The 23,157-nt window shown below is 33.9% G+C and carries 23 protein-coding genes and 1 pseudogene; 18 read left to right on the top strand and 6 right to left on the bottom strand.

Features of this window, described 5'->3' with window-relative positions; translation table 11 throughout:
• The first annotated feature begins 227 nt into the window (after nt 1-227).
• Nucleotides 228-1,130 (top strand): M15 family metallopeptidase, encoded by a 903-nt coding sequence (locus tag JM172_RS09195; protein ID WP_214481891.1) that lies wholly within the window; start codon nt 228-230, stop codon nt 1,128-1,130.
• A gap of 298 nt (nt 1,131-1,428) precedes the next feature.
• Here JM172_RS09195 and JM172_RS09190 read toward each other — a convergent pair whose 3' ends face one another.
• The gene (locus JM172_RS09190) at nt 1,429-2,115 is read right to left on the bottom strand and encodes a response regulator transcription factor (protein ID WP_214481890.1); all 687 of its coding nucleotides are present in this window, start codon (nt 2,113-2,115) and stop codon (nt 1,429-1,431) included.
• A 169-nt stretch (nt 2,116-2,284) separates the two neighbouring features.
• Between JM172_RS09190 and JM172_RS09185 the strand changes: the two genes are divergently transcribed.
• The 10 genes from JM172_RS09185 (at nt 2,285) to JM172_RS09135 (ending at nt 13,631) form a co-directional block, all read left to right on the top strand.
• The gene (locus JM172_RS09185) at nt 2,285-3,178 is read left to right on the top strand and encodes a R2-like ligand-binding oxidase (protein ID WP_214481889.1); all 894 of its coding nucleotides are present in this window, start codon (nt 2,285-2,287) and stop codon (nt 3,176-3,178) included.
• A 341-nt stretch (nt 3,179-3,519) separates the two neighbouring features.
• The gene (locus tag JM172_RS09175; protein ID WP_214481887.1) at nt 3,520-5,052 is read left to right on the top strand and encodes an aldehyde dehydrogenase family protein; all 1,533 of its coding nucleotides are present in this window, start codon (nt 3,520-3,522) and stop codon (nt 5,050-5,052) included.
• Between the two features lie 125 nt (nt 5,053-5,177).
• On the top strand, nt 5,178-6,398 hold the full coding sequence (locus JM172_RS09170) for an iron-containing alcohol dehydrogenase (protein WP_214481886.1): 1,221 nt from the start codon (nt 5,178-5,180) through the stop codon (nt 6,396-6,398).
• Nucleotides 6,399-6,889: 491 nt separating this feature from the next.
• On the top strand, nt 6,890-7,354 hold the full coding sequence (locus tag JM172_RS09165) for a MarR family winged helix-turn-helix transcriptional regulator (protein WP_214481885.1): 465 nt from the start codon (nt 6,890-6,892) through the stop codon (nt 7,352-7,354).
• A 165-nt stretch (nt 7,355-7,519) separates the two neighbouring features.
• Nucleotides 7,520-8,449 (top strand): DMT family transporter, encoded by a 930-nt coding sequence (locus JM172_RS09160; protein WP_214481884.1) that lies wholly within the window; start codon nt 7,520-7,522, stop codon nt 8,447-8,449.
• A 32-nt stretch (nt 8,450-8,481) separates the two neighbouring features.
• Nucleotides 8,482-9,549, top strand: coding sequence for a saccharopine dehydrogenase family protein (locus JM172_RS09155; RefSeq protein WP_214481883.1), 1,068 nt, complete (start codon nt 8,482-8,484; stop codon nt 9,547-9,549).
• Between the two features lie 279 nt (nt 9,550-9,828).
• A complete protein-coding gene (locus JM172_RS09150) occupies nt 9,829-10,536 on the top strand; it encodes an SDR family oxidoreductase (protein WP_214481882.1) in 708 nt (235 codons plus the stop codon).
• Between the two features lie 693 nt (nt 10,537-11,229).
• Entirely contained in the window at nt 11,230-11,652 is a 423-nt protein-coding gene (locus JM172_RS09145; protein WP_214481881.1) for an NUDIX hydrolase, read from the top strand.
• Between the two features lie 471 nt (nt 11,653-12,123).
• Complete coding sequence (locus JM172_RS09140; RefSeq protein WP_214481880.1) at nt 12,124-12,516, top strand: hypothetical protein; 393 nt, start codon at nt 12,124-12,126, stop codon at nt 12,514-12,516.
• A 131-nt stretch (nt 12,517-12,647) separates the two neighbouring features.
• Nucleotides 12,648-13,631, top strand: a complete 984-nt coding sequence (locus tag JM172_RS09135) for an alpha/beta fold hydrolase (protein ID WP_214481879.1) — start codon at nt 12,648-12,650, stop codon at nt 13,629-13,631.
• 176 nt (nt 13,632-13,807) lie between these two features.
• Here the strand turns inward: JM172_RS09135 and JM172_RS09130 are convergent, their stop codons facing one another.
• A complete protein-coding gene (locus JM172_RS09130; protein WP_214481878.1) occupies nt 13,808-14,314 on the bottom strand; it encodes a M50 family metallopeptidase in 507 nt (168 codons plus the stop codon).
• A gap of 351 nt (nt 14,315-14,665) precedes the next feature.
• On the opposite strand from JM172_RS09130, the gene JM172_RS09125 reads away from it, so the two are divergent.
• Both JM172_RS09125 and JM172_RS09120 read left to right on the top strand, forming a co-directional pair.
• On the top strand, nt 14,666-15,862 hold the full coding sequence (locus tag JM172_RS09125; RefSeq protein WP_214481877.1) for a nitrate/nitrite transporter: 1,197 nt from the start codon (nt 14,666-14,668) through the stop codon (nt 15,860-15,862).
• Nucleotides 15,863-16,013: 151 nt separating this feature from the next.
• A complete protein-coding gene (locus JM172_RS09120) occupies nt 16,014-16,379 on the top strand; it encodes a globin domain-containing protein (RefSeq protein ID WP_214481876.1) in 366 nt (121 codons plus the stop codon).
• Nucleotides 16,380-16,709: 330 nt separating this feature from the next.
• Here the strand turns inward: JM172_RS09120 and JM172_RS09115 are convergent, their stop codons facing one another.
• The gene (locus tag JM172_RS09115) at nt 16,710-16,994 is read right to left on the bottom strand and encodes a hypothetical protein (protein ID WP_214481875.1); all 285 of its coding nucleotides are present in this window, start codon (nt 16,992-16,994) and stop codon (nt 16,710-16,712) included.
• 196 nt (nt 16,995-17,190) lie between these two features.
• Between JM172_RS09115 and JM172_RS09110 the strand changes: the two genes are divergently transcribed.
• From JM172_RS09110 to JM172_RS09095, 4 genes and pseudogenes are all read left to right on the top strand, one after another.
• Nucleotides 17,191-17,283, top strand: a complete 93-nt coding sequence (locus tag JM172_RS09110) for a YjcZ family sporulation protein (protein ID WP_214481874.1) — start codon at nt 17,191-17,193, stop codon at nt 17,281-17,283.
• A gap of 73 nt (nt 17,284-17,356) precedes the next feature.
• A pseudogene (locus tag JM172_RS24745) lies at nt 17,357-17,473 on the top strand (YjcZ family sporulation protein); the annotation flags it as partial.
• A 480-nt stretch (nt 17,474-17,953) separates the two neighbouring features.
• Complete coding sequence (locus tag JM172_RS09100) at nt 17,954-18,904, top strand: polysaccharide deacetylase family protein (RefSeq protein ID WP_214481872.1); 951 nt, start codon at nt 17,954-17,956, stop codon at nt 18,902-18,904.
• Nucleotides 18,905-19,013: 109 nt separating this feature from the next.
• Nucleotides 19,014-19,826, top strand: a complete 813-nt coding sequence (locus JM172_RS09095) for a YqfQ family protein (RefSeq protein ID WP_214481871.1) — start codon at nt 19,014-19,016, stop codon at nt 19,824-19,826.
• Between the two features lie 54 nt (nt 19,827-19,880).
• Here the strand turns inward: JM172_RS09095 and JM172_RS09090 are convergent, their stop codons facing one another.
• Together JM172_RS09090 and JM172_RS09085 are read right to left on the bottom strand one after the other, a co-directional pair.
• Nucleotides 19,881-20,321, bottom strand: a complete 441-nt coding sequence (locus tag JM172_RS09090) for an Hsp20/alpha crystallin family protein (protein ID WP_214481870.1) — start codon at nt 20,319-20,321, stop codon at nt 19,881-19,883.
• A 176-nt stretch (nt 20,322-20,497) separates the two neighbouring features.
• Nucleotides 20,498-21,226 carry a glycerophosphodiester phosphodiesterase gene (locus tag JM172_RS09085; RefSeq protein WP_214481869.1) on the bottom strand — a complete coding sequence of 243 codons (729 nt, stop codon included), beginning with the start codon at nt 21,224-21,226 and terminating at the stop codon, nt 20,498-20,500.
• Nucleotides 21,227-21,707: 481 nt separating this feature from the next.
• Between JM172_RS09085 and JM172_RS09080 the strand changes: the two genes are divergently transcribed.
• Nucleotides 21,708-22,454, top strand: a complete 747-nt coding sequence (locus JM172_RS09080) for a class I SAM-dependent methyltransferase (RefSeq protein WP_214481868.1) — start codon at nt 21,708-21,710, stop codon at nt 22,452-22,454.
• Between the two features lie 108 nt (nt 22,455-22,562).
• Here the strand turns inward: JM172_RS09080 and JM172_RS09075 are convergent, their stop codons facing one another.
• Entirely contained in the window at nt 22,563-22,847 is a 285-nt protein-coding gene (locus JM172_RS09075) for a hypothetical protein (RefSeq protein ID WP_214481867.1), read from the bottom strand.
• Between the last annotated feature and the right edge of the window lie 310 nt (nt 22,848-23,157).

Here is a 23,157-nt window from a genome sequence, read left to right as displayed (position 1 = left end):
CCTTGCAAAGCAAGGGCTTGTTTATATATTGACTAGATTATAACCAAATCATTTTAAGCTAATATAGAGTAAAGTAAATTGTTATGTAAGGTACTAAAAGTGAATGGTTTTGCTAAAAGGTTGTTAAATAGATCGGAAAAAACTTTCCTATAATTGATTATATTTTGGTAAAATATAAAATCAGAGGTCTTATTATATAAGTTAATATGAAAAAGGGGACAACCAACATGAAATTTTTCACACTAACAAGATTATTTATTACTTCAACATTCATTGGAATACTGTTAATTTCAGGTTGTTCAAATGGAAGTGTAAATTTGCAAGATGAAGAAGTAATAGCAACTGAAGGAACGGAGACAGTAGAAGAAAACGTTTCTGACCAAGGCAACGAAAGTCAGCAAGAAAATTTAGCAGTTGAAGAAGAAGTTGAAACGACAGCAGATGAAGCCCAACAAGGCGAAGACCAAGACAAACAATCGTCCAATAATAACGAGGACCTGGTTTCCTTAGAACAATTTAATAATGTCATAGAAGAGCAAAATGGACTTAAAGTGATTATGAATCCAGAAAATATATTATCCATCGTCAATAAGGAACAAAGCTTACCTAGCGATTATATTCCTGATGACTTGGTAGTACCGAATGTAGCATTCTCATTTGGAGACCAAGTACTAGAAAAAAGCTACTTACGATCGGAAGCTGCTCTTGCCTTAGAAGAAATGTTTAAGCAGGCATCTCAAGAAAATATTACTTTATATGCTGTTTCTGGCTATCGTTCATTTGAAAGACAAAATGAACTATTCACCGCTGAGGTGGCTAAGTATGGAAAAGAGAAAGCATCACAGGCTGTTGCTGTTCCAGGTCATAGCGAACATCAAACAGGTTTAACAATGGATATAAGTAGTCAAAGTGTAAACTTTTTATTAACAACTGATTTTGCTGATACAATCGAAGGGCAATGGGTTGAAAATAACGCTCATTTGTTTGGCTTTATTGTTAGATATCCAAAAGACAAAGTAGATATCACGGGCTATCAATACGAGCCTTGGCATATCCGTTATGTAGGGAAGGATGTTGCTAAAGTGTTATATGATAATAATATTATTCTCGATAGTATCTTGAATAAATAAGAAATATAACAGAACTCTATTAATAGGGTGACGAAACTACTTAAGCTAGTGAATTCAAACAATCATATAAAGATACTCCTATTTAGTTAGTTTTATGGATAGGAGTATCGAAATATCAATAAGTTATTTTGTAACCTTTGTTACTATTTTTATATAGTTACATGATAAAAAGTGATTTAATGATTTTCAAAACTACCTAGCAGATATGATGTTATGGAGCATTAAAAGGTTGTTTTATACTATAATATTTTTTGAGTTTACTGATTACTTTATAACTATTTTAATAGCTGTAAAGGTGCTAATGAATAATCTTTTCGCGTAATGCAACAGCAACAGCTTCTGTACGATGATTTACGTTAAGTTTTTTTATTGCAGAGCTAATATAATCTCTCGTTGTAAATTCACTTATTTTTAATAAAATTGCTATTTCCTTAGTACTATACCCATTTGATAGAAATTGCAGTGTTTGAACCTCTCTTCTGCTTAATATGTCTGTTAGCGATTCGGATCTCTTAACAGAATGCACTGCTAATTGGTAATATTCCATAACATTCGTTATGAGTGCATTGTCTATTGGCTTTGTACCAACATATCTGTCGATAAGAACACAGCCAAAAACATTTCGTAAGTAGCTTAATGGAATAACTAGTAAGGATGAAAGCTCAAATTGATCAATATACCTGTTAGGTATGAATTTACGAAGTTGATCAAGAAATAAGTAATGCGCTTTATTTCTTGTAATTGCGGCTTGAATAGGAGGTATCGTTCTAACATCTTCTCGAATATAGGTTATAGGATAAACACCATCAGCATCTACTCGCATTACACCTTCACCAATAAAACTCAGTTGAGAATATGAAAATATCGATGCTCTTTCAAAAGGAAAATAAGTCAAACTACCTCTGAGCATTAATTCAATCCTCTTATTAATGTTTTTCGTGTCTACTAAACGATGAATAAAATCAATTACCTCTCCATCAAACATTTACATTATTCACCCCTATATTTTCAGGAATCGAAACGATTAATTAAATCCCTTATGATAAATGTAAGCGTTTACTAGATTTATTTAACAGAAAATTTAGATATCTATCAAACTTAATTGTACAATTTTTTGAGCAATTCATCAACTTATATGTCAAAGGAGGAGCAAAATGGTTAGAAAACACGTGATTACTACTAGTGAAAGGGGAATTGTTGAAGATCTATTGCCATACCGATTATATCAAAAGGCTAAACGGTTTGGAATTTGGAATCCTCAAGATATTGATTTTTCAAAAGATCGAGAAGACTGGAAATCACTTAATGAAGTTCAGCAAGAAGATATTCTACGTGTTATTGCCCAATTTCAAGGAGGGGAAGAGGCAGTTACTTTAGATTTACTACCTCTGATCATGGCAATCGCAAAAGAAGGACGTATTGAGGAGGAAATGTTTTTAACTACCTTTCTCTTTGAGGAAGCTAAACACACAGAGTTTTTCCGTAACGTACTTAATATAATTGGAGAAAAGGGTGATTTATCTCATTTCCATACACCTATTTATAAGAAAATCTTTTTTGAGATTCTTCCAAATGCAATGGAAAAAATTGTTTACGATCAATCTCCTGAAGCCATTGCAGAAGCTGCTACAGTATATAACATGTTTGTAGAAGGAGTCTTGGCAGAGACAGGGTACTATTCCTTTTACATTTCTCTTGACAAAGCGGGTATTATGCCAGGCTTAATGAAAGGAATTGGACTGTTGAAGAGGGATGAGTCCAGACATATAGGGTACGGGACATATTTACTTCAGCGCTTAATTTCAGAGCATCCACATATCTTTGATTTAGTAAGTAACAAAATGGAAGAGTTAGCACCACTAGCATTACAGTTGAATCAAGAAGGAATAGCAGGAAGAGAAATGAGCTCATTTGGAAATCCGACTGAAGAAACAATGCAATATACGATGAAACAACTTAGTATTAGAATGGAAATTCTCTCAAGAGCAAGAGGGAAAAAAATCGAGGAAATATATAAAACGAATGAAGCGGATGTCGGTGTGATATAGGAATACATTTTTCTCTCATTATTTCAGGCTGTGTTGGGATAGTTAATGACTCCACATAAACTCTTATGTGATATCCGATTGTGACACTTTTTATATATCATTGGCAAATTCCTATCACTACGTAGTTTTTTAAATATGTTATTCAAAATAGATCTTTGTTAAAAAAATGGCTGTTTTCGCATTGATTGTTGCTTTTCGTTCAATGAAAGAAATACTGATAAACGAAGCGGGCTTGGTATCTTTACAAAGAGGTCCATAAATTTTATTGTTGCAGTCCTATATTAGTCTCATTAGCAATAATGTTTATGACAAGAGCCTAAAAATTAAAAGGAGGGACAAATATGTCTATAAAAGTTGATGTAAGTACTTTCCCATTATTTATTAATGGGGAGTGGGTACCAGCTGTTAGCGGAGAAACTTTTGATGTACACAATCCTGCAACAGGAGATGTGGTTGCAAAAGTTGCAAAAGGCAATAAGTATGATGTGGAAAAAGCAGTTAATGCAGCCAGCGCAGCATTTGAGCAAGCTGAGTGGCGCGATATGAACCCGAAAGATCGTTCCAAATTGTTATATGCGATTGCGCATAAAATCATAGCAAACTCAAAAGAGCTTATTTACCTAGAAACGATTAGCTCTGGCGGAACTGTTAGAAGATTATCCTCTAGTGACGTTATGCAAATGGCTGATTTATTCCAAACTTTAGGCAAGTTTGTTCTAGAATATCCATTCTCCGAAACGTTGCCTGTACCTCCTTTCCCTGGTCCTGCACATAACTTTGTATGGAGAGAACCGATTGGCGTTTGTGCAGCGATTACCCCTTGGAATATGCCTATGTTAATTGCTACTTGGAAAATTGCACCTGCATTAGCAATGGGAAATACAATTGTCATAAAGCCAGCTAGTTATACACCACTTTCAACTCTTAAACTGGCTGAAATTATTTCCGAGGTTGTACCGAAAGGAGTTATAAACGTCGTTACCGGTTCCGGAAATGAAGTAGGTGAGCCGCTTGCTACACATCCAAAGGTTGATAAAATTGCATTTACGGGCTCTACGGAAGTTGGACGTCATATAATGAGCCTTGCTTCACATACAGTTAAGAATACTACGCTAGAGCTTGGTGGAAAATCTCCTAATATACTTCTTGAAGATGCTGACTTAAATATTGCGTTACCTGGTAGCTTATTTGGCGTTTTCTTACATTCGGGACAGCTATGTGAGTCTGGAACTAGATTATTTGTTCCTGATAGTCTATATGAAATGGTAATTGAAAAACTTGCAGAATTGGCAGGTACATTAAAGTTAGGAAATCCGCTTGATCCTGAAACTGATATGGGACCTGTTATATCTTCACAACAAAAGGAAACGATCCTTTCTTATATAGAATCAGGAAAAAAAGAAGGAGCTAGGTTAGTCTGCGGAGGAAAAGAGGCGGTAGTTGAAGGCTGTGAAAATGGCCATTTTATTGAGCCAACTATTTTTGCTGATGTCACGAATGATATGAAAATTGCGAGAGAAGAAATATTTGGACCTGTATTATCAATTATTCGTTATGGTGAGCTCGATGATGCTATTAAAATGGCGAATGATACGATTTACGGTCTGGCTGCGGGGGTTTGGACGAAAGACGTAAATAAAGCATACGAAGTGGTGCGACAACTTCGAGCAGGGGTTGTTTGGATTAATGATTGGCATTTATTAAGAAATGATGCACCATTTGGTGGGTATAAGCAGAGTGGTATAGGCAGGGAGATGGGAAAATACTCATTAGATGCATATACACAGTTAAAGCATGTCCATACTTCGATGGTTCCTGACCTTCATAAACGACGTTGGAATCAATTGTTATTTTCCAACCTCCACGAGACTTAATTATAATCCTAGTTTATTGACTATCACTTATCAACTTGATACCCAACTTATTTACCTTTTTTACTGTAACATATTCACTTTCGAAAAAGAGGGATTTTTCATAATTAATGAAATGAGGTGTGTATATGACATTATCATATAACCAATATATGCAAAGAACTGCCATTCATAGTGGATTAGGAACACGAGCAATGATTCCAGATTTATTTCAAAACATGCAAGCTAAAAGAGTTGTTTTATTCAGTGATAAAGGCCTTAAGGAAGCTGGAATTGTCGACAAAATAGCTGAATTGTTTTCATTAACTTCTTATGGAACGGGACCTGAATTAGCTGGTGTTTATTTAGATATTGTTCAGGATGCTGGTAGTGAATGTGTCAACGCGGCAACACGTTTTGCAAGAGAAGTAAATGCTGATGCGCTTCTTGCAGTAGGTGGGGGTAGTGTTTTAGATACGGTTAAAGGTGTGAAATATGCATTATTTAAGGGGTTAACCGATATTAAAACTGCAATTCCAGGAGGGCTTTTAATTGAAAGTTGGCCAGAAGCCACTCATATGACAATACCACATATTTCTGTACCAACAACAGCAGGAACTGGTTCAGAGGCTTCACCTATTGCAGTCATATACAATGAAGAACTTAGATTAAAAACGACGATGATTAATCCATTTATCAATGCTGATATGGCGGTTCTTGATCCAGACTTGACGACAGGACTTCCAGCTTTCATTACAGCATTTACAGGATTTGATGCACTGACTCATGCCATAGAAGCATTGGCATCGCCGAATGCGACTCCTTTTACAGATGCAAATGCCTTGCACACAATTCGTTTAATAGAAAAACATTTGCCAACCGTTGTTGAAAATGGTCAAGATTTAGAAGCTAGATTAGAAATGCTACAAGCAAGTACGATGGGGATTACCGCCTTCAGCTATTCTTTAAACGCGATACCTGTCCATAATTTAGCTCATGCCTACGGTGCATTGTTTAGAATTCCGCATGGGCTTGCCAATGCTGTATTTCTTCCAATTGTTATTGAATCATTAACTGACTTATACTTGCCGAAAATCGTTGAATTTGCTCAAGCCTTACAAATAGAAACAGCTGGCAAGGATCGACAAGTTCTCCTTAAAGAGGTAGTACAGAAAATTAGAGATTTACAGATGAAAGTTGGATTACCTGCGGATTTTGCAGATTACGGCATCGAAGAAGATTATTTAGAGGCAGCAGGTATGGCTGTTGCTATGGATCCAGCAGCACTTGCTTTTTCCATACCTCCTGAGATTATAGAGCAAATCGGTTTGAAGGTAATAGGTGCAAGAAAAAATGTCTCTAGTACGTAGTGTATGTGATTAACAATCATTGAGATGTATAAAAAACGCTGCTAATTAAAGATGAGGGGAACCTATCTAACTAGGTTGCCCTCAATTGTATTTAGCGGATAATAAAACCAAAATGGACGAATGCTTCATAATTGCCATTTTTTATTTCTGTAACGATTCAATAAACTTCATATTGCGACGCATTGTGTAAAATAATTATATAATATTAGGTTCATAGTTTTTATTTGATTTTACAATTTGGCTTTTCCATATACGTAGATATATTTCACTAATTCATGACTTAATTATCTTTTTGTGACTGGTTTTAGCATTGATTGTTGTTTGTAGTATGAAAAATTAAAATGCGTATACAAATACATTTCTTTTTAACTAATACTCCAGTAAACAATAGCTTTACGATCTATAGCAACAAAATATACGAAAAGTGACTTTGTGAAAAAATGTGAATAAATCGCTTGCACTTATTTAGTTTAGTAACTATACTAAATGATATGAATAGTAAAAAGAAAAACACAACAGACCAAGCTAAGCATAGTAGCCATAATATAGGAAGGTTAATTTTTCAATTACAACGACTCGAACGACATCCTCGAACTTTTGGTGGAGAAATAAATCTGACGCCGAGTGAAATTCATGCGATAGATGCAATTGGAATTGAAGGTGAGATTCTAATGAGTGAACTTGCAAGGCGCTTGGATGTAACGAAAGGAGCCGTTACACAGGTTATCAGTCGTTTAGAAAGCAAGAAACTGGTTTTTCGTTCTCCGCATTATAAAGATTCTCGAGCAGTACTCATTTCATTAACAGAGAGGGGGAAGGTAGCTTTTCAAGCCCATGAGGAGCTTCACGAGCAATTTTACGCAAGAATTAGAGAAGAATTAGACCCAAACGAAGTTGCAATCTTTGAAAGATGTATAAAAATATTTACTGATTTATTAAAAGAAGATAAAGGATAAAATACTGACAAAACAATGCAATCAGCATACAGCTCTCTGTTGATTGTAGTTTTTTACTATTTATAGTATAGTAACTAAACTATTTTTAATGATAAGGTTTAGTATCTAAACTAATATAATCTTCAATAACATTATTCTGCATAAGAAGAATGGAGGAGAATTTATATGGGTGAGCTTTATGCTGTTTTATCAGCGTTAATGTTTGCAGTAAATAACGTGATCATTAAAAAAGGAATAATAAGAAATAACAATACAGATAATGGTTTCTTTATTACTATTTTCATAAATGTGATTTTTTTAGGGCTTCTTTGTATCATTACAATTGCTGTGAAAGGCTGGAACATACCCTTTTCATGGACTTCTGTATTGTTTTTTTCGTTGGCTGGATTATGCACGACAGGGATCGGAAGGTTGACCTTATTTTCTAGTATTTCTTATATTGGCCCTTCAAGGGCATCTGCAATCCGAAATACTACACCGATTTTTACAACGCTATTCGCAATCCTTTTTCTAAATGAAACAATTTCTCTACTACCAGGAGTTGGAATGATGTTGTTAATGGCAGGGATTATGAATGAAGGATTGGGTTTACGGAAAATTGGAACATCTCATAAGCAATTAATCAAATCCCAAGAGAGCTTGCATTACAAAAATAAGCAAACGTTTGGATATGAATTAGCAATTCTTTCAGCATTTACCTTTGGTGTTGGGCAAGCACTTCGGAAACAAGGTTTATTAACTATGGATCACGCTTTTTTTGGAGCGTGGGTTGGAGCAATGACATCCTTAGTTTTTGTGTTGATTTATCAATCAATCCGTGGCAATTTAACAAACAATATTAAGGGAAGCTTCAATAAATTTAACCCTTATTATTTACTTGCGGGTCTATTTACGAGTTTAGGCCCATTATTCTTTTTTCTTGCAACACAATCGATTCAAGTATCTTATGTAAGTGTCATTACCTCTACAGAGCCGATCATCACGGTATTAATTAGTGGGATTTTGTTGAAACGTACCGATTCTATAACAGTTCGTAGTTTGCTAACAATCTTTATGATTTCAATAGGTGCCATATTAATGGTAGTTGCTGTATAAAGAACAAACAATCAAAGGAAGTGATAAATGAAATGAAGGATAATATTCTTGTTATTGGTGGGTATGGACATGTTGGAAAAATAGTTTGTGAGATTCTTGGGAGAAACTTACCTGGAAAAGTGATTGCATCTGGAAGAAATTTAAGGAAAGCGGAGGAGTTTTGTCAAACAACAAAAGGTACGGTAATACCGTTTGAATTAGATATTTCAAAGCCTGTTCCCTCAGAGTTATTAAGCAAAGTGAGAGTTGTAGTAATGTGCTTAGATCAGAGGAACTTAGACTTCGTTCGTACTTGCTTTAATCATAATATCCATTATGTTGATATTTCTGCAAAATACACGTTTCTATCCAGTGTTAAAAGATTACAAGCTGAAGCAGAGAAAAGTAATGTATGCGCAGTTCTAAGTGTGGGGTTAGCGCCTGGACTGACAAATTTATTAGCCTCTTTTGCCAAAAGCTACCTTGATCGTACGGAGGCAATTGATATTTATATCATGCTAGGGCTAGGAGATTATCATGGCAAAGCGGCCATTGAGTGGACGGTAAATAACTTAAATAGCACGTATCAAATTCATTCGGGCAGTGATAAGACTCAAATAGAAGCTTTTAGCGGGGGAAAGGAAACTTCATTCAGTAAAAATATTGGAAAGAGAAAGGGATTTTATTTCAATTTTTCAGACCAACATACGCTACCAGACACATTGAAGGTTCCGGCTGTTGTTACTAGGGCGTGCTTTGATTCCCGTATTATGACTAGTATGTTTGCATTGTTAAAAAGGGCTGGGGTATTTAAGCTATTAAAATATCAATCTATTCGAAAGATGATGGTGTGGTTGTTAAGTAACATTAGGTTCGGAAAAGATACGTATGCAGTGAAAGTTGACGCTTTTGGGGTGTATAACGGTAAAAAAGTAGTTGCTGAATGTGGGATTCAAGGACAAAAAGAATCTTTGATTACTGCCAAAGTAGCAGCCAAAGTAGCAGAAAATCTTTACACTGTTCAAAACCAGAAGGGGGTCTATCATATAGAAGAGTTGTATGATATACATTCAATCTATAACGATTTGCCATCTCCTGAAGTTTTTATAACGAATGTCTAAGTTGTTGTTTTACCATTTAAAGTAAATTATATATAGCATATAAAATGATATGGGAAAAATGAAGCTATTATATGAAATCTATTGGTAAATCAATTAGCAATATTGCCTCATTATTTTAACAAACAACACTTAAGTGTCTGTGGAACGTTAATTATTTGAAGTACAATAGTTTCAGCATTACGATACAAAAGAAATGGTTCCAAGATATATTAAAGAGTATGACTGTTTGATCGATTCAATCATACATGAAATAAAATAGTATGAAAGTAGAGATGGAATATGAGAGTATTAGTTCTTGGGGCAAGTGGCGCTACCGGCAAACAAGTCGTCAGACAATTAATCAAAAGGCAAATCAATACACGGATTCTTATCAGAAATAGTGCAACTCTTTCCAAAGACATAAAAGAACATCCATTAGTGGAAATCAAGAAGGGTAATATCAACGACTTAAATGACTCTGAGATGAATAACCTCCTACTTAATTGTAATGTCATTATCTCCTGCCTTGGTCACAACCCTACACTTAAAGGGATGTTTGGTAAACCTCGTTATTTGGTATTTGATGTAATAAAAAGAATCAGTGAGACAGTTAAAGATACAAAAGTAAAACTCATACTTATGAGTACAACAGGTTATACGAATACTTTATCTAGTGAGAGAAATTCTATAGGAGAAAAACTCATCCTTTCACTACTATATTTATTCCTTCCTCCTCATCGTGATAATGTCAAGGCTGCTAATTATTTGATTGAAAATATTGGTAAAGAAGATGGGGACATTGATTGGATTGCTGTACGGCCGGATACATTAGTCAACATTGATGAAGAAAGTTCTTATGAAGTTTGTGAATTTCCAATAAGAAGCCCAATTTTTAATGCTGGTAAAACGAGCAGAATAAATGTAAGTCATTTTATGGCTGAACTAGTTTCAGATGATATTATATGGGAAAAATGGGCATTTAAAACTCCTGTCATTTATAATAAATAGAAGAATCTGCTTAAACATCAATTCAAAGAAAACCTACTTAGTCTTGTTTGTGTACTTATTGATAGCGAAGAACACCATTGAACTCTTTTAATGAAATTAAGTTGGATATATTGTTTTAAAACCGACAAGCATTTTTCGGTTCTAGGTTCGTAGAAATCTATATCGTTTTATACGAAACAAAATGATTTGTGGTTACAAGATAAGATTATTTATGTATAACACTAAAATGTTTTTCAACAAATTGTAGTTATCCTGAAGAAGAGTAGTATACTTAGGCTGTTTTCGTCTTGATTGCAGCTTTTCGTACTTATAAAACATGTATTAACCCAAGCATTTATGGCATCTTTTCTCATATAAAATGGGGTCAATTGTATAAAATTATTTATTGCAGCTCTAAATTAGTGTCAAGAACAACATAGTTTACTATATTTATAACACCTTTGCCGGAAGCATAAGTAAACTGTAAGTATTGAAATTTTGGACTTTATGTTTTTTAATGTAAGGTGTTTCTCGTTTCAAATATCATTTTAGTAAAGTGTGAAGAAGTTAGTCTTTCAATAATCTTTAGCAATATGACGGAACATTTACTCAAAGATCAACAGGTGATCAGTCCATCTTTTATCTTATACCAATAATAATGAACAGTTGAACAAATAGATGTATTATTGGACATTTCTGTAGGGGGGACATCCATTGATTGATAGAGTTAATATTTTGGCTTTTGTTTATACAATTAATCCAGTACCTTCTTTTTTGCTTTTAAAAAGAGTTTTAAATAATGGAGGGTATTGGCAACCAGTAAGCGGTGGGATAGAGATAAATGAACAACCAATACAAGCTGTAAAGAGAGAATTACATGAAGAAACTGGAATAACAAATGTAACTAATATTTTTAATTTGGATTACTCATATAAATTTGAAACAATTAAAAGCGATGTTAAGATGAGCATGATGGACATTAGCTTTGGAGTTGAAGTTCCTCAAATACAACCTGTATATTTATCAACGGAACATGAATTATATAAGTGGTGTTCAAAAGCAGAAGTAAAGAAATATTTGGAATGGAAATATAGTATTTTTGCTTTTGAAAAGTTATGTGATGTTACAAATAACTAAACTGGAACAACAAAAGTAGTTATACAACACCAATTTTATAAAAGAAAATTAACTAAGGTGAAAATAATTTACATGGTAATTATTACACCTTTTTTTGTGTAACTTTTTTTTCCTTGAAGCGTCAAATAATACTGAATCCAAGTTTTAGAAAAGTTCTTCAATTTCAGGATAGGTCACAGTGTATTAGATGAGCATATATCTCGATGCTGGCATGATTCACATTACCATGCGTCAAATTAAACGAGCGGCGCGCATCTTTTACTTGAGTCTATTTTAGCGGCTGGATAACTGATTTATATATAGGCTTAGTTAAATGAAAAATGTATGTAATCAGTAATAACAACTGAAGTGACAAGTGGGCTCATATGGAGGCAAGATACGTAATTTTAATAGGTGGATTGTACTGAGAGTATAGAGTTTTACCTTATCAAGTACATATATAATACAATCTTGAAAAGGATGAGAAAAATTATGAATAAACAAAAGGTTACTGTAGGTAGTATTATTTTTGTTATCTTATCATTTATTATTATTATTGTTTTTCTAAGTTCTACCTTCATAAATAATAATCAAATAAAAATAACTAAGTTAGGTTATGTTATCTCAAAAGAAAAAGTAAATGATAGTGTTTTTCGTATTTTAATGTCTGATCATTTAATAGCTAAACCGGGCCAAGAGGTAACAGTGGAACAGATGATGAACAATGACGTATATTGGGTTGGGGGAATTACTGAGGCCGAGTATGAAGAGTTGGTGGCTGGAGAAAAAATTGAGTTGGAACTTTGGCTAGATAGAAATGGTCCTACACAATTAGATATACTTCCCCCTACACTAATCACAAATAAGGTGCAAATTAAAAAGTAGATTACTAACATATTTATCAACTTTTCTTTTAATCATATATCTGTTTAATATTCAGTATTTATAATATATATTACTTTCTTATAACAGTTGGGAATAGGTGGATTCTTTACCTTAAAAACAAGGAGGTTTATATGATTAAAAGTAAAACATCAAGATTTAGAGATGAACAGGGAAATTTGGTGGACGATAGTATTGCTTCATTGGAAAAAATGATGATCGGTGGGGTGAATCAGTATGTTCTCATGAGAGGGAAAAGTAAAAATGCTCCAATATTACTGTTCTTACATGGGGGTCCAGGTTCAGCTCAAATAGGATTCGCACCAAAGTTACAAAAAAAGCTTGAGGAAAGCTTTGTTGTAGTGAATTGGGATCAAAGAGGATCTGGTAAATCATATTCAGCTGATATTAGTAGGGAAACAATGAATATTAAGCAATTCACTACAGATGTTTATGAATTGATTATTACTCTTTTGAGTCGTTTCAATCAAGAAAAAGTATACTTAGTCGGACATTCTTGGGGAAGTTTTTTAGGTATCATAACAGCTTATAAGTATCCCGAACTTATACATGCATACATTGGGGTAGGTCAGATAGTTAACATGGAGCGAGGTGAGAATGTTTCTTACCAATTTACACTTGATAAAGCAAAAGAAACAAATAACATAAAAGCAATTACACAATTAGAAAACATAGGTGAGCCACCATTTGAAAATTTAATGAAACTTCGTATACAAAGAAAGTGGTTAGAAAAATTTGGAGGAACAGTGCATAAAAGCACATTTCCAAAATTAGCGCTAAAGTCGTTTACATTACGGGAATATACAATGCTAGATTGGGTTAGGACTATTAAAGATGGTATTCTATTTTCCTTGGATAATCTATGGGAAGAGTTACTGGAAGTAGATATGTATAATCTTGCATTAAAGTTTGAAATTCCTATGTATTTCTGCGTTGGGCGTTACGATTATCAAACTCCGCACGAACTTGTTCAAGAATATTATCATTCGATTGAGGCACCAACAAAAGAGCTAGTTTGGTTTGAAAACTCTGCTCATTCTCCTAATTTTGAAGAGCCTAACAAGTTCTATGATGTATGCTTATCAGCAGTTCAATAGATTTCCCTTTTTGAAATGAGAGTTTAAAAATTACCTTAACGTTTATAGTTGTTCTTCAAAGTAAGATACTAGGCAGTGATTTATTTGACCTCATAGGACAAAATGCCACGGTTGTGTTAACTGCCACTTGTGATCATAAGAAAAATAACAGTTAATATAAAATCAGCCTTTCATTATTATCCACGATTCATTAATAGTTTCAATACTCTGTATCCATCACTGGGCATACCTCCGTATCCCCATAAAAATGATGGATATTTTATTGGGAAGATTGTTAAAATGAATTGTCCGAGAGATGCATGCATAATGGATTTAATAAGAAAACTACTTATCGAATTAAAGTCTAGAAATGTATATAACACATAACAAAATAAGCTTAACATAAATGAGAATAATGGACCCGATAATAAGACTAAAGCATGGTGAACACTCATACTTTTATGTTTTGGAATATGAAAAAAAGCAAATCCAAGCCAACCACTTAATGGCTGAATTTTAATTGTTAGTCTACCAAAAGTAATCCCAGTACCTTTATCGGATTTCCCTAATCTTATTTCTACAGGATCCTTACTTATTAATAAAGCTGGAAGTGCATGACCAAGTTCATGAATGAATGTTGTAAACGGAAGTATAAGCGTGATAAATAATAAGAAAATAACTGCAAATTGTATATAACCATCCATAAATTCCTCACCTCATTATAACCATCTCACATCATACTCTTCGACAAGTCTTAAAAAAACCCTTCTACTATGTGCTCAGCCCATCATTAAACTAACATACTAACAGGATTGGTGACAGTGTGATTCAGGTCACTATTTAGAGTTTATGTTTACACTATAATGATAGTGTAAATGATAAAAACAAATTGGTTTAGGAGGTTTTGATAGATGAATTTACATAATGAGTTGAAAAACGCAGCTTCCACTTATTATGATTGCAACACGTTAAAAATAGCTTAAACCCTTTTGGGAGATGAACCACTCATAAGAGAGAAACCAATTTTTTACTAGAAGAGAAGGAAGGTTTTTTGCATGCTTTCAACTACAGTGAATAGTAGACCAATAGTGCAGTTATCATTACAAACCATTAGTTTAATTGCTAGTTTTATGGTGTGGGTAATATTATCGTCGTTAATGCCATTTATTTCACAGGATTTAACTTTATCCACATCTCAAATTGCTCTAATTACGTCAGCACCTGTTATATCAGGATCACTACTGCGAATTCCTATTGGGTTTCTTACAAGTAAGCACGGTGCTAGCAACTTATTTATAGCAAACTTTATAATCTTGCTTATTCCAGTATATTTAGTAAGCATTTCGACATCATTTATTCACTTATTTATTCTCGGTTTAATTCTTGGTATTAGTGGCGCCACATTTTCAATTGGTGTTACTTCATTACCTAAATATTTTAATAAAGCAAAACATGGATTAGTAAATGGTATTTTTGGATTAGGTAATATAGGGACTGCATTTACATCTTTCCTTGCCCCAATTATTGCAAATGAATTAGGATGGAGATTAACTATTCAATTTTACTTATTTTTAATTGCTTTTATGGTCATTGTCAACTTTATATTAGGGGATAAGAAAGAAAAAACTGTAAATGAGAAATTTGTAAACCCGCTAAAATATTTAAAACAAAATCAAGCAGTTTCAATGCTATCTCTTTTTTATTTCCTAACATTCGGAACGTTTGTAACGTTTACTGTGTTATTACCAACAATGCTTGTATCTAATTTTAATATACCTATGGTGGAATCTGGGTTTATTCCAGCAATATTTATTATCATTGCTACATTAATTCGACCGATAGGCGGGTTGCTTGCAGATAAATTCAACCCTTACGTGATTCTTATTCAAGTCTTTGTTGTTATAGGGATAGTAAGTATAGTCATAGCGTTAACAAATGAGTATGCTATATTCGTTATTGCAATTATGACCATTTCCTTCTGCTCAGGAATTGGGAATGGCGTTGTCTTTAAGCTTGTACCGTTATTAGTAAAAACACAAACAGGTACAGCGAATGGTATTGTAGCAGCTACGGGTAGCTTAGGGGGATTTTTTCCACCTCTTATCATTGCTTATATAGTGAACTTGACTAATAGCTACTCTGTTGGTTTCGCTTTTTTTACAATCCTTTCTATAGTTTGTCTTACGTTAACGGTTTCAGCGAACAAGAGATTTAAGGTGTCAATACTAAATGAAAAAGCGGCTGTTAGGTAGCAACTAGAAACTTACATTTAACAAAGGATTATAGAAACTGAAGCTTTATCAAACGTTAAGTATTATAAGGACAATTATACAAAATGATTAACTGCAAAGAATTAGTTATAAAATAAAATCGTATTTTCTATATCATTTAGAGGTGATAGAAATGGCTAACCGTGAAGATCTCAATCTAAATACAGAAAAGATTAAAGAACTGGTGGAGGTATTTTATCAAAATCTTTTACAAGAGCAATATTTTAAAGATACGTTTAATGCTAGAGGTGTAGATCTAAATCTATTAAAGTCAAGGCAGCAATCTTTTATTCTTGCTTTAATGGATGAAACAGAGGTAAATGCTAATCATCAGCAGCAAGTTCAGACACGACACCCATTTAACACGACACCAGAAAATGCGCAAATTTGGATACGAGTGATGGAGGAAAGTATGGAAGAAATATCTTTAGACGAAACAATAAAATCGAAACTATTAACTAAAATGCATATGTTAATGAAAACGATTGTTAGAGGTTAACAAACTCGTTCAAGTAAGCGTCTACTCTCAAAAAAAGTATAGCGACCTACTTTTACTGATTTAGAGATGCGCTTATTAGAGCTAAAGGCTATTCAAAGTAAATATAGTAGGAATAATTTGTAATTTTGGGATGAGGCATGATCCTTGATCAAGTTAGCTATATACGTTGAGGCAGTCTAATAATTATTATATATAAAATGAACACTTCCACTTTGAAATTATGGAAGTGTTTTTTATTAGGCCCTTTTCTTAAACTTTGTTGCTATAACATTAGATATTCTGTTTTGATCATATTTACATAACAACAAGCATGTTGATAATAGGCTTCGATTACCAAAAAAATAGACTAGCCAAAGCAATGCCAGTTATAGCTCCAAGGCCGATACCAACAGCTAACCCTGGGAAAAATCCACCAAATGGTCGATAAAAGCCATATCCGAAGCCGCCTCTAGGACCGTATCCAAACCCTCTACTCGGAGGGCCAGCAGGCTGAAGATATACTTTATTTGGTGTAAGATGCACAATTCTACCGACGTGACGATTTCCATAGTGATCATCGATTTGAACGACTTGCCCATGGTATCTACGGCACATATTGTACCAGTGTAAACTCATATATGTCTCCTCCTTTCCATTTAGCGTATGTTTGTCAATGATGTTTGCCTGTACGCTTATCCATGTTTAACTTAAGAAAATTTTCAATAATAGTACAAATTCATCAAAAAAATGCCTTAAATTAGGTGTTTATCCCTTACGTCAAGAACCCAATTTGAATAACGTATTAAGGAATATTTGAAGGAGGTGTTTTGTAGTGGCTGCAGCAGGATTTGCAAGTGGATTTGCGTTAATCGTTGTATTGTTTATTTTATTAATTATAGTTGGTACAGCCTTTATTAGATATTAACAACTATTGTTGTTACTACACGTAATAGGAGGTGGAAAAAAGTATGGATGGTTATAAAGGAGTAAGCCCAGCTTATGGAGGGTATGGTCCTCATAATGGCTATGGGTGCTATCATGGATTTTCAAATTTTGTGTTAATCGTAGTGTTATTTATTTTATTAATCATCGTTGGAGCAGCTTTCTGTTTTTAGATACATTTCGTATTATTTTCTAAAATAAATAAAATTGTATCAATCTCTATTTGTAATACGAGTCATTACTTCTGGCACAAAATCAATGTTAAATCGCGTTAGTTACAAATAAAGACAAGAACCCAATGACACATGCTTGGGTTCTTTTTAACATTTATATATATCTGACGTACATAAATAATTGATTAAATACGAATATGTAAATGTTGTACATAGAATAATTGTTTTTTCATATTTACTAGTTTGCTTGTTTTATTTTAATGTATTCGAGAAAACGTCTTGTCATCGATATACAGTATAAATTTGTCGTTTATTGTAACCATTTTGTTACTATTTATCTCTCATTCAATTTTATAATTTTATTAACAACATAGACTAAAAGGGATGATGACGTTGAGACAGAAAAGACAAAAAAGAAAGATTTTAAGATTAAGGGAAGGTATATTAATTTGCAGTTCAATTGTGCTATTAATAATTATTATGAGTTTAAACATTGGCAGTGATAAGCCAATTGCTTCAAATAATAAAGTAGTTGCAGCAGAACAAAGTAACAAAACTGAATCTACAACAGATATTGTAGAGGATGAAATAATTGATAATGACAATAATACAATTGCCGAACATACAGACAATGACGAAAATCAGCAACAAAATCTCACTGTGGATGTTTCAGACGAAAACGAAAATATTCATCAGCAGGAAGATGGAAATGTTGATGAAACAACTGTAGAACAAGAAGAAATTGATGAGTCTGAACAAACACAACCAACGAATAGCTCTATCGCAACTGGCTTAGAAGTTGGAAATGAAATAAATAAAGAACAATTAGAGCATGAAAAAAAAGTCGCATATTTAACTATTGACGATGGACCTTACGGTAGCTCAAAAGATATATTAGATATTTTAGAAGAATATAATGCTAAAGCTACTTTCTTTATGGTAGAACCAAAAATGAGAGAGTATCCTGAACTCGTTCGAGAAATGGTTAGAAAAGGACATGGTGTAGGCTTACATTCTGTCACACATGATAAACATCAATTTTATGCATCTCGTCAATCATTACTTAATGAACTGTCTGTTTCGAATGAAACATTAAAAGAGATTACTGGAGAAACCACACCATTAATAAGGACGCCTTATGGTAGTGCTCCTTATATGACGGACGAATATAAAGCTGCAGTTACTAATAATGGATATATAATGTGGGATTGGAATGTCGATAGTAAAGATTGGAAATACAGAGATGAAAGGTATGTACATGATACAATTGCGCAAATAGAGAAATTAAGCGAACAAGATCATGCTCCTGTCATCTTATTACATGACAAAACTACCACTGTTAACCATTTACGTGAATTATTAGAGTACTTAACAGAAAATCATTATGAGTTACTTAAGCTTGATGCATCATTACAACCTGTTCAATTTTAAGATAGCCTATTTGTTATAAAGCAGTTTCATTTTCATTTTGAAACGAATAAACATATTATGTACCCAATAAAGATAACTTTCTGATTACTACAGAAAGGAGGATAGATATATGTTTCCATTTCAAAGGCCGACACCTCCACCAATAGCAAACCAAGCGCCAATACGACCCGGATTGTTTCGACCCCCTACAGGAGGAGCAAATATGATTGGGGGAGCTGCCAATCAAATGCAACAAGCAGCAGCTAGACCAGGAATTCTTGGTAGATTACTAGGGGGTGGAGGAGTTAATCCAGGAAATGTTGCTGGTACTGTACCAAACCAAATGTTTGGAGGCTTAGGGGGCGCTCAGCAATTAGGTGGAATGTTACCTAATGCTACTGGCGGGGCAGCAGCTGGGACACAACAGGCAGCACAAACTGGGGGGCTTTTATCAAGATTTCTTGGTGGCGGCGGGGCTACTGGTGGCTCAAACATCATGGGAATGTTAGGTAATGTTCAAAAAGTGTTAAATATGACACAACAAACAATTCCTATGGTGCAACAATATGGACCCTTGGTTAGAAACATTCCATCAATGGTTAAGATGATGAGATCACTCAATGATGATAGTGAAGACGAAGATGACACAGAATCAGAGTCAGAAAATACAGATATAACAGAAGAGGAAGAAGAAGAGCAGGATAATAATAGTAATAAAACGAGCCAATCAAAAAAGAAAACGGGCGATCAAAATAAAAAAAATGTAAAGAAAAAAACATCGAATGAGGGGACTAAAAGTACTCCAAAGAAGAAAACATCTGACAGTAATAAAACAACAACAAAAAGAAAAACAAGTGGAAATTCCCAAGGGAAAAATCGAGAAGCACAAAGTCGCAAAGCGCAAAATACAGAGGGACAGTCTGTTCCGAAGTTATATATATAAAAATAAAACAGGGATTGGATTCACCCTGTTTTTATTTTTGTTTTTTCAATTGAATTAGTCTATGTCGATTTTTTTCCTTTTTTTCTTAGGGATTAGTACTTCCAATATACCATTTCGATGAGTAGCCGTTAATTTATGTGGTAAAACATATTCAGGAAGTGAAATAGACTTTTCATTCTTAGGTGGTCTTTGGGGTCTGGAAAACGGATTGTTGTTAGTTCTGTTATTTTTGAGTTCTCGCTTTACCTTGATTCGTAATTCATTACTTAATCTGTCAATAATAATATCCTCACGCGGTACACCTGGTAGTTCAGCTTGTATTACAAAGTGTTTTTCTGTTTCAAAGACATCTACAGGGAAAGAGTTTTCAGGGGCAGCTAGTAAAAAGTAATCATCTATTGCTGAAAAAGCAGATCTTCGCGGCCGTTCCTGAAAAAATTCATTCATTATTTTCATTGGGCTTTTGTTTGGTTGACTTTTCTTTTCATTCGCCAACGTAGTTCCTCTCCTCTCAACAAATTATTGTGTGTTAGCACTAGTTTTCTCAAAAATAGGTTATGTAAATTATTTTGATTTGTATAGGTTATTCGCTGAGAAAATGAAAATAAGTTCATTCCGAGCAAGTGTATATCCTTGCTTAGTAGATGAACAGAGTAAAGGGGAGACACACATTAAACTTGAAATCTTGTTTTAAAGTCTGGGAAATCTGTGACAACCCCTCTAATTTTTAATTTAGCAAGCTCGTTCATCGTATTCATGTCGTTTATTGTCCAGGCAAAGATTTCAAAATTATAGTAATGGAGATGATTTATCGTAGAGCTATTTAAGATGGTCCAGTAAGCATTCATATAATGAATAAAAGAGCGGTAACTTTCAAGTGTTTGTTTGGAAAAATCGTGAAATAAAAAATGTAATAACAATGCTTTTTTTACATTTGGTAAGAGTTTATGAAGTTTCTTTAGCGTAGAAGGATAAAACGATTGAATAATTATGTTGGAATTTTGTTGTTCAAGGTTCCGCTTTTTGAGCTCTGCAGCTAGTTTTTGTTCGATCTTTGGATATAGAAAGGGGTTGCACAATTCAATGATAATCCCTATTTTGTCAGAATATTGATCGAGCACCTCTCCTAAAGTAGGAACTTTTTCTTTTTTGAAATCTGCATGAAACCAGTTTCCCGCTTTTAATTGTTTAATAGACCTAAGAGAATAGTCTTTCACATTCCCGGTTCCATTAGTTGTACGGTCTACTGTAATATCATGTATGACGACAAGCTCTTGATCCCTTGTCATTTGTACATCTATTTCAATGTAGTCAGCCTCTAAGGCAACTGCTTTGTCAAATGCTGCAAATGTATTCTCAGGTGCATATCCAGAAGCACCTCGGTGCGCTATAAATAACATTTCCCTCACTCGCTTACATTTGTTTTTTCATTAAGCTCATTTGTAAACTTTGTTGCTATTATTACCAAGTTTATACCATAAGAAGCGGCTTTATATGTTAGTAATCATATTACAGAAGAAATGATGCCACGAAACGCTAGTTGTTCCCCGTGTATATTTCATAACATGAAAAACAACAATCAAGGTGATAACAACCTTTCATGATGCACCTATACTGAAAACACATAGGAAAATGGCATAATCTAGATTTCCATCTGTAACCCTTAAATAGCATCTAAACGATTCAGCATTATTATATGCAGCTGATGAAATGTTGACTTGTAAAATATGAAAATATTATGTAAATGTAAAAGAACATGATGAAATAATTATAGCCACTTGTGGATAACAACATTCATTTTGTTGTACCTATGTTTTCATGGTACATCTTTTAAGAATATTCATATAATGCTATCATCATGATGAAAAAAGGTTGGGATCAATGAAAACTTTTAAATACATTGATTTTCTTGCAGAATTTGGTATTGGCGGAGCTCACCCAGGTGGATTTCTTTTGTCAAAAGAGGTATTATCTGAATTGCCGATTGATCAATCTAGTCGTGTGTTAGAAGTTGGATGTGGAACAGGTCAAACGACAGCTTACATTAAAAAGAAATACAAATGTAATATGTATGCACTTGATAACCATCCTGTTATGATATCAAAAGCAAAGAAGAGATTTGCTGAAAATAACTTACAAGTACACGTTCAAGAGGCTGATATTAGATACATGCCGTTTCCTAATAACTTTTTTGATATCGTAATAGCTGAATCTGTTACGTGTTTTACTGATATTTCAACATCCTTACAAGAATATAGCCGTGTATTGAAGGATAATGGTGTATTATTAGCCATTGAAATGACGACAGATAAGCTATTATTACAGCATGAAGTTAAAGAAATAAAGAGCATGTATGATATATCAGAAATATTAACAAAGAAACAATGGATAACAAAATTAACACAAACTGGTTTTGCCACAGTAGATGTGTTAAAAACATCAACTGTAAACAATTCTTTATTTAGGCAAGAGCAACCAGAATTCAATTTTTCAGCGAACATAGACCCTGAGTTATTTAAATTATGGGCAAATCATAATGATATGACCCAAAAATATCGACATATTTTAGGTTATGGCGTTTTTATAGCTAAGAAGGAAGCTATAAAAGAAGAGAAAGTACAAGGTTAGTAAAATTCTCAGCTTATTTTAAAGTAATCATAGGCAGTAAAAAATGGCTCTCCAAAGGCTATAGTGCCTTTGGAGAGATGAATTCAACTGAGAGTGAAAGCAAAGTACTTACCAGAAAAAAGCGAATGCGAGTGCAGTTATTGCGACTATACCGACTATTGCAACAGCTGCAACTGCAGCAGCCCCACCGAACCCACCGTAACCACCATATCCTCCAACAAATCCTAGACCATACCCGCCGAAACGTCTCGGTCCCGGGCCAATTGGTCTAATATATACGTGTGAGGGTGTTACACTGTCTACAATACCTCGATGAACTCCTCCACCTCTTAAGCGAACTTCCACAGGTCTTCCTGTATATGAACAACATCTGTGGTAAATATGTTGACACATATTGTTTGAATCTCCTCTCTAATGAATTTATTTGTGATGTAAGCATACTAGTTGTTTCAATCCAATGAATATACTATAGTTTATGTAATGATTTCATTTTTTGCGTGGGACTAACGTTGAGGGCTATCGTGGAGTTTATTTGAAAGGCCCTTTGTGTGAACATTGTTGCTATTGTTATCAAATTAGTACTATAAAAATGGTTTTATATTGTTAGAAATGGTTGTACTGAAGAAAAGATGCCACGAACTCTATTTGTGTACGTGTTTATTCTTAATACGAAAAACAACAATTAATGCGAAAACAGCCATTT

The organism is Bacillus sp. SM2101 (genome assembly GCF_018588585.1).
GTDB classification, from domain to species: domain Bacteria; phylum Bacillota; class Bacilli; order Bacillales; family SM2101; genus Nanhaiella; species Nanhaiella sioensis.
This window is presented reverse-complemented; position numbering and strand designations above follow the sequence as displayed.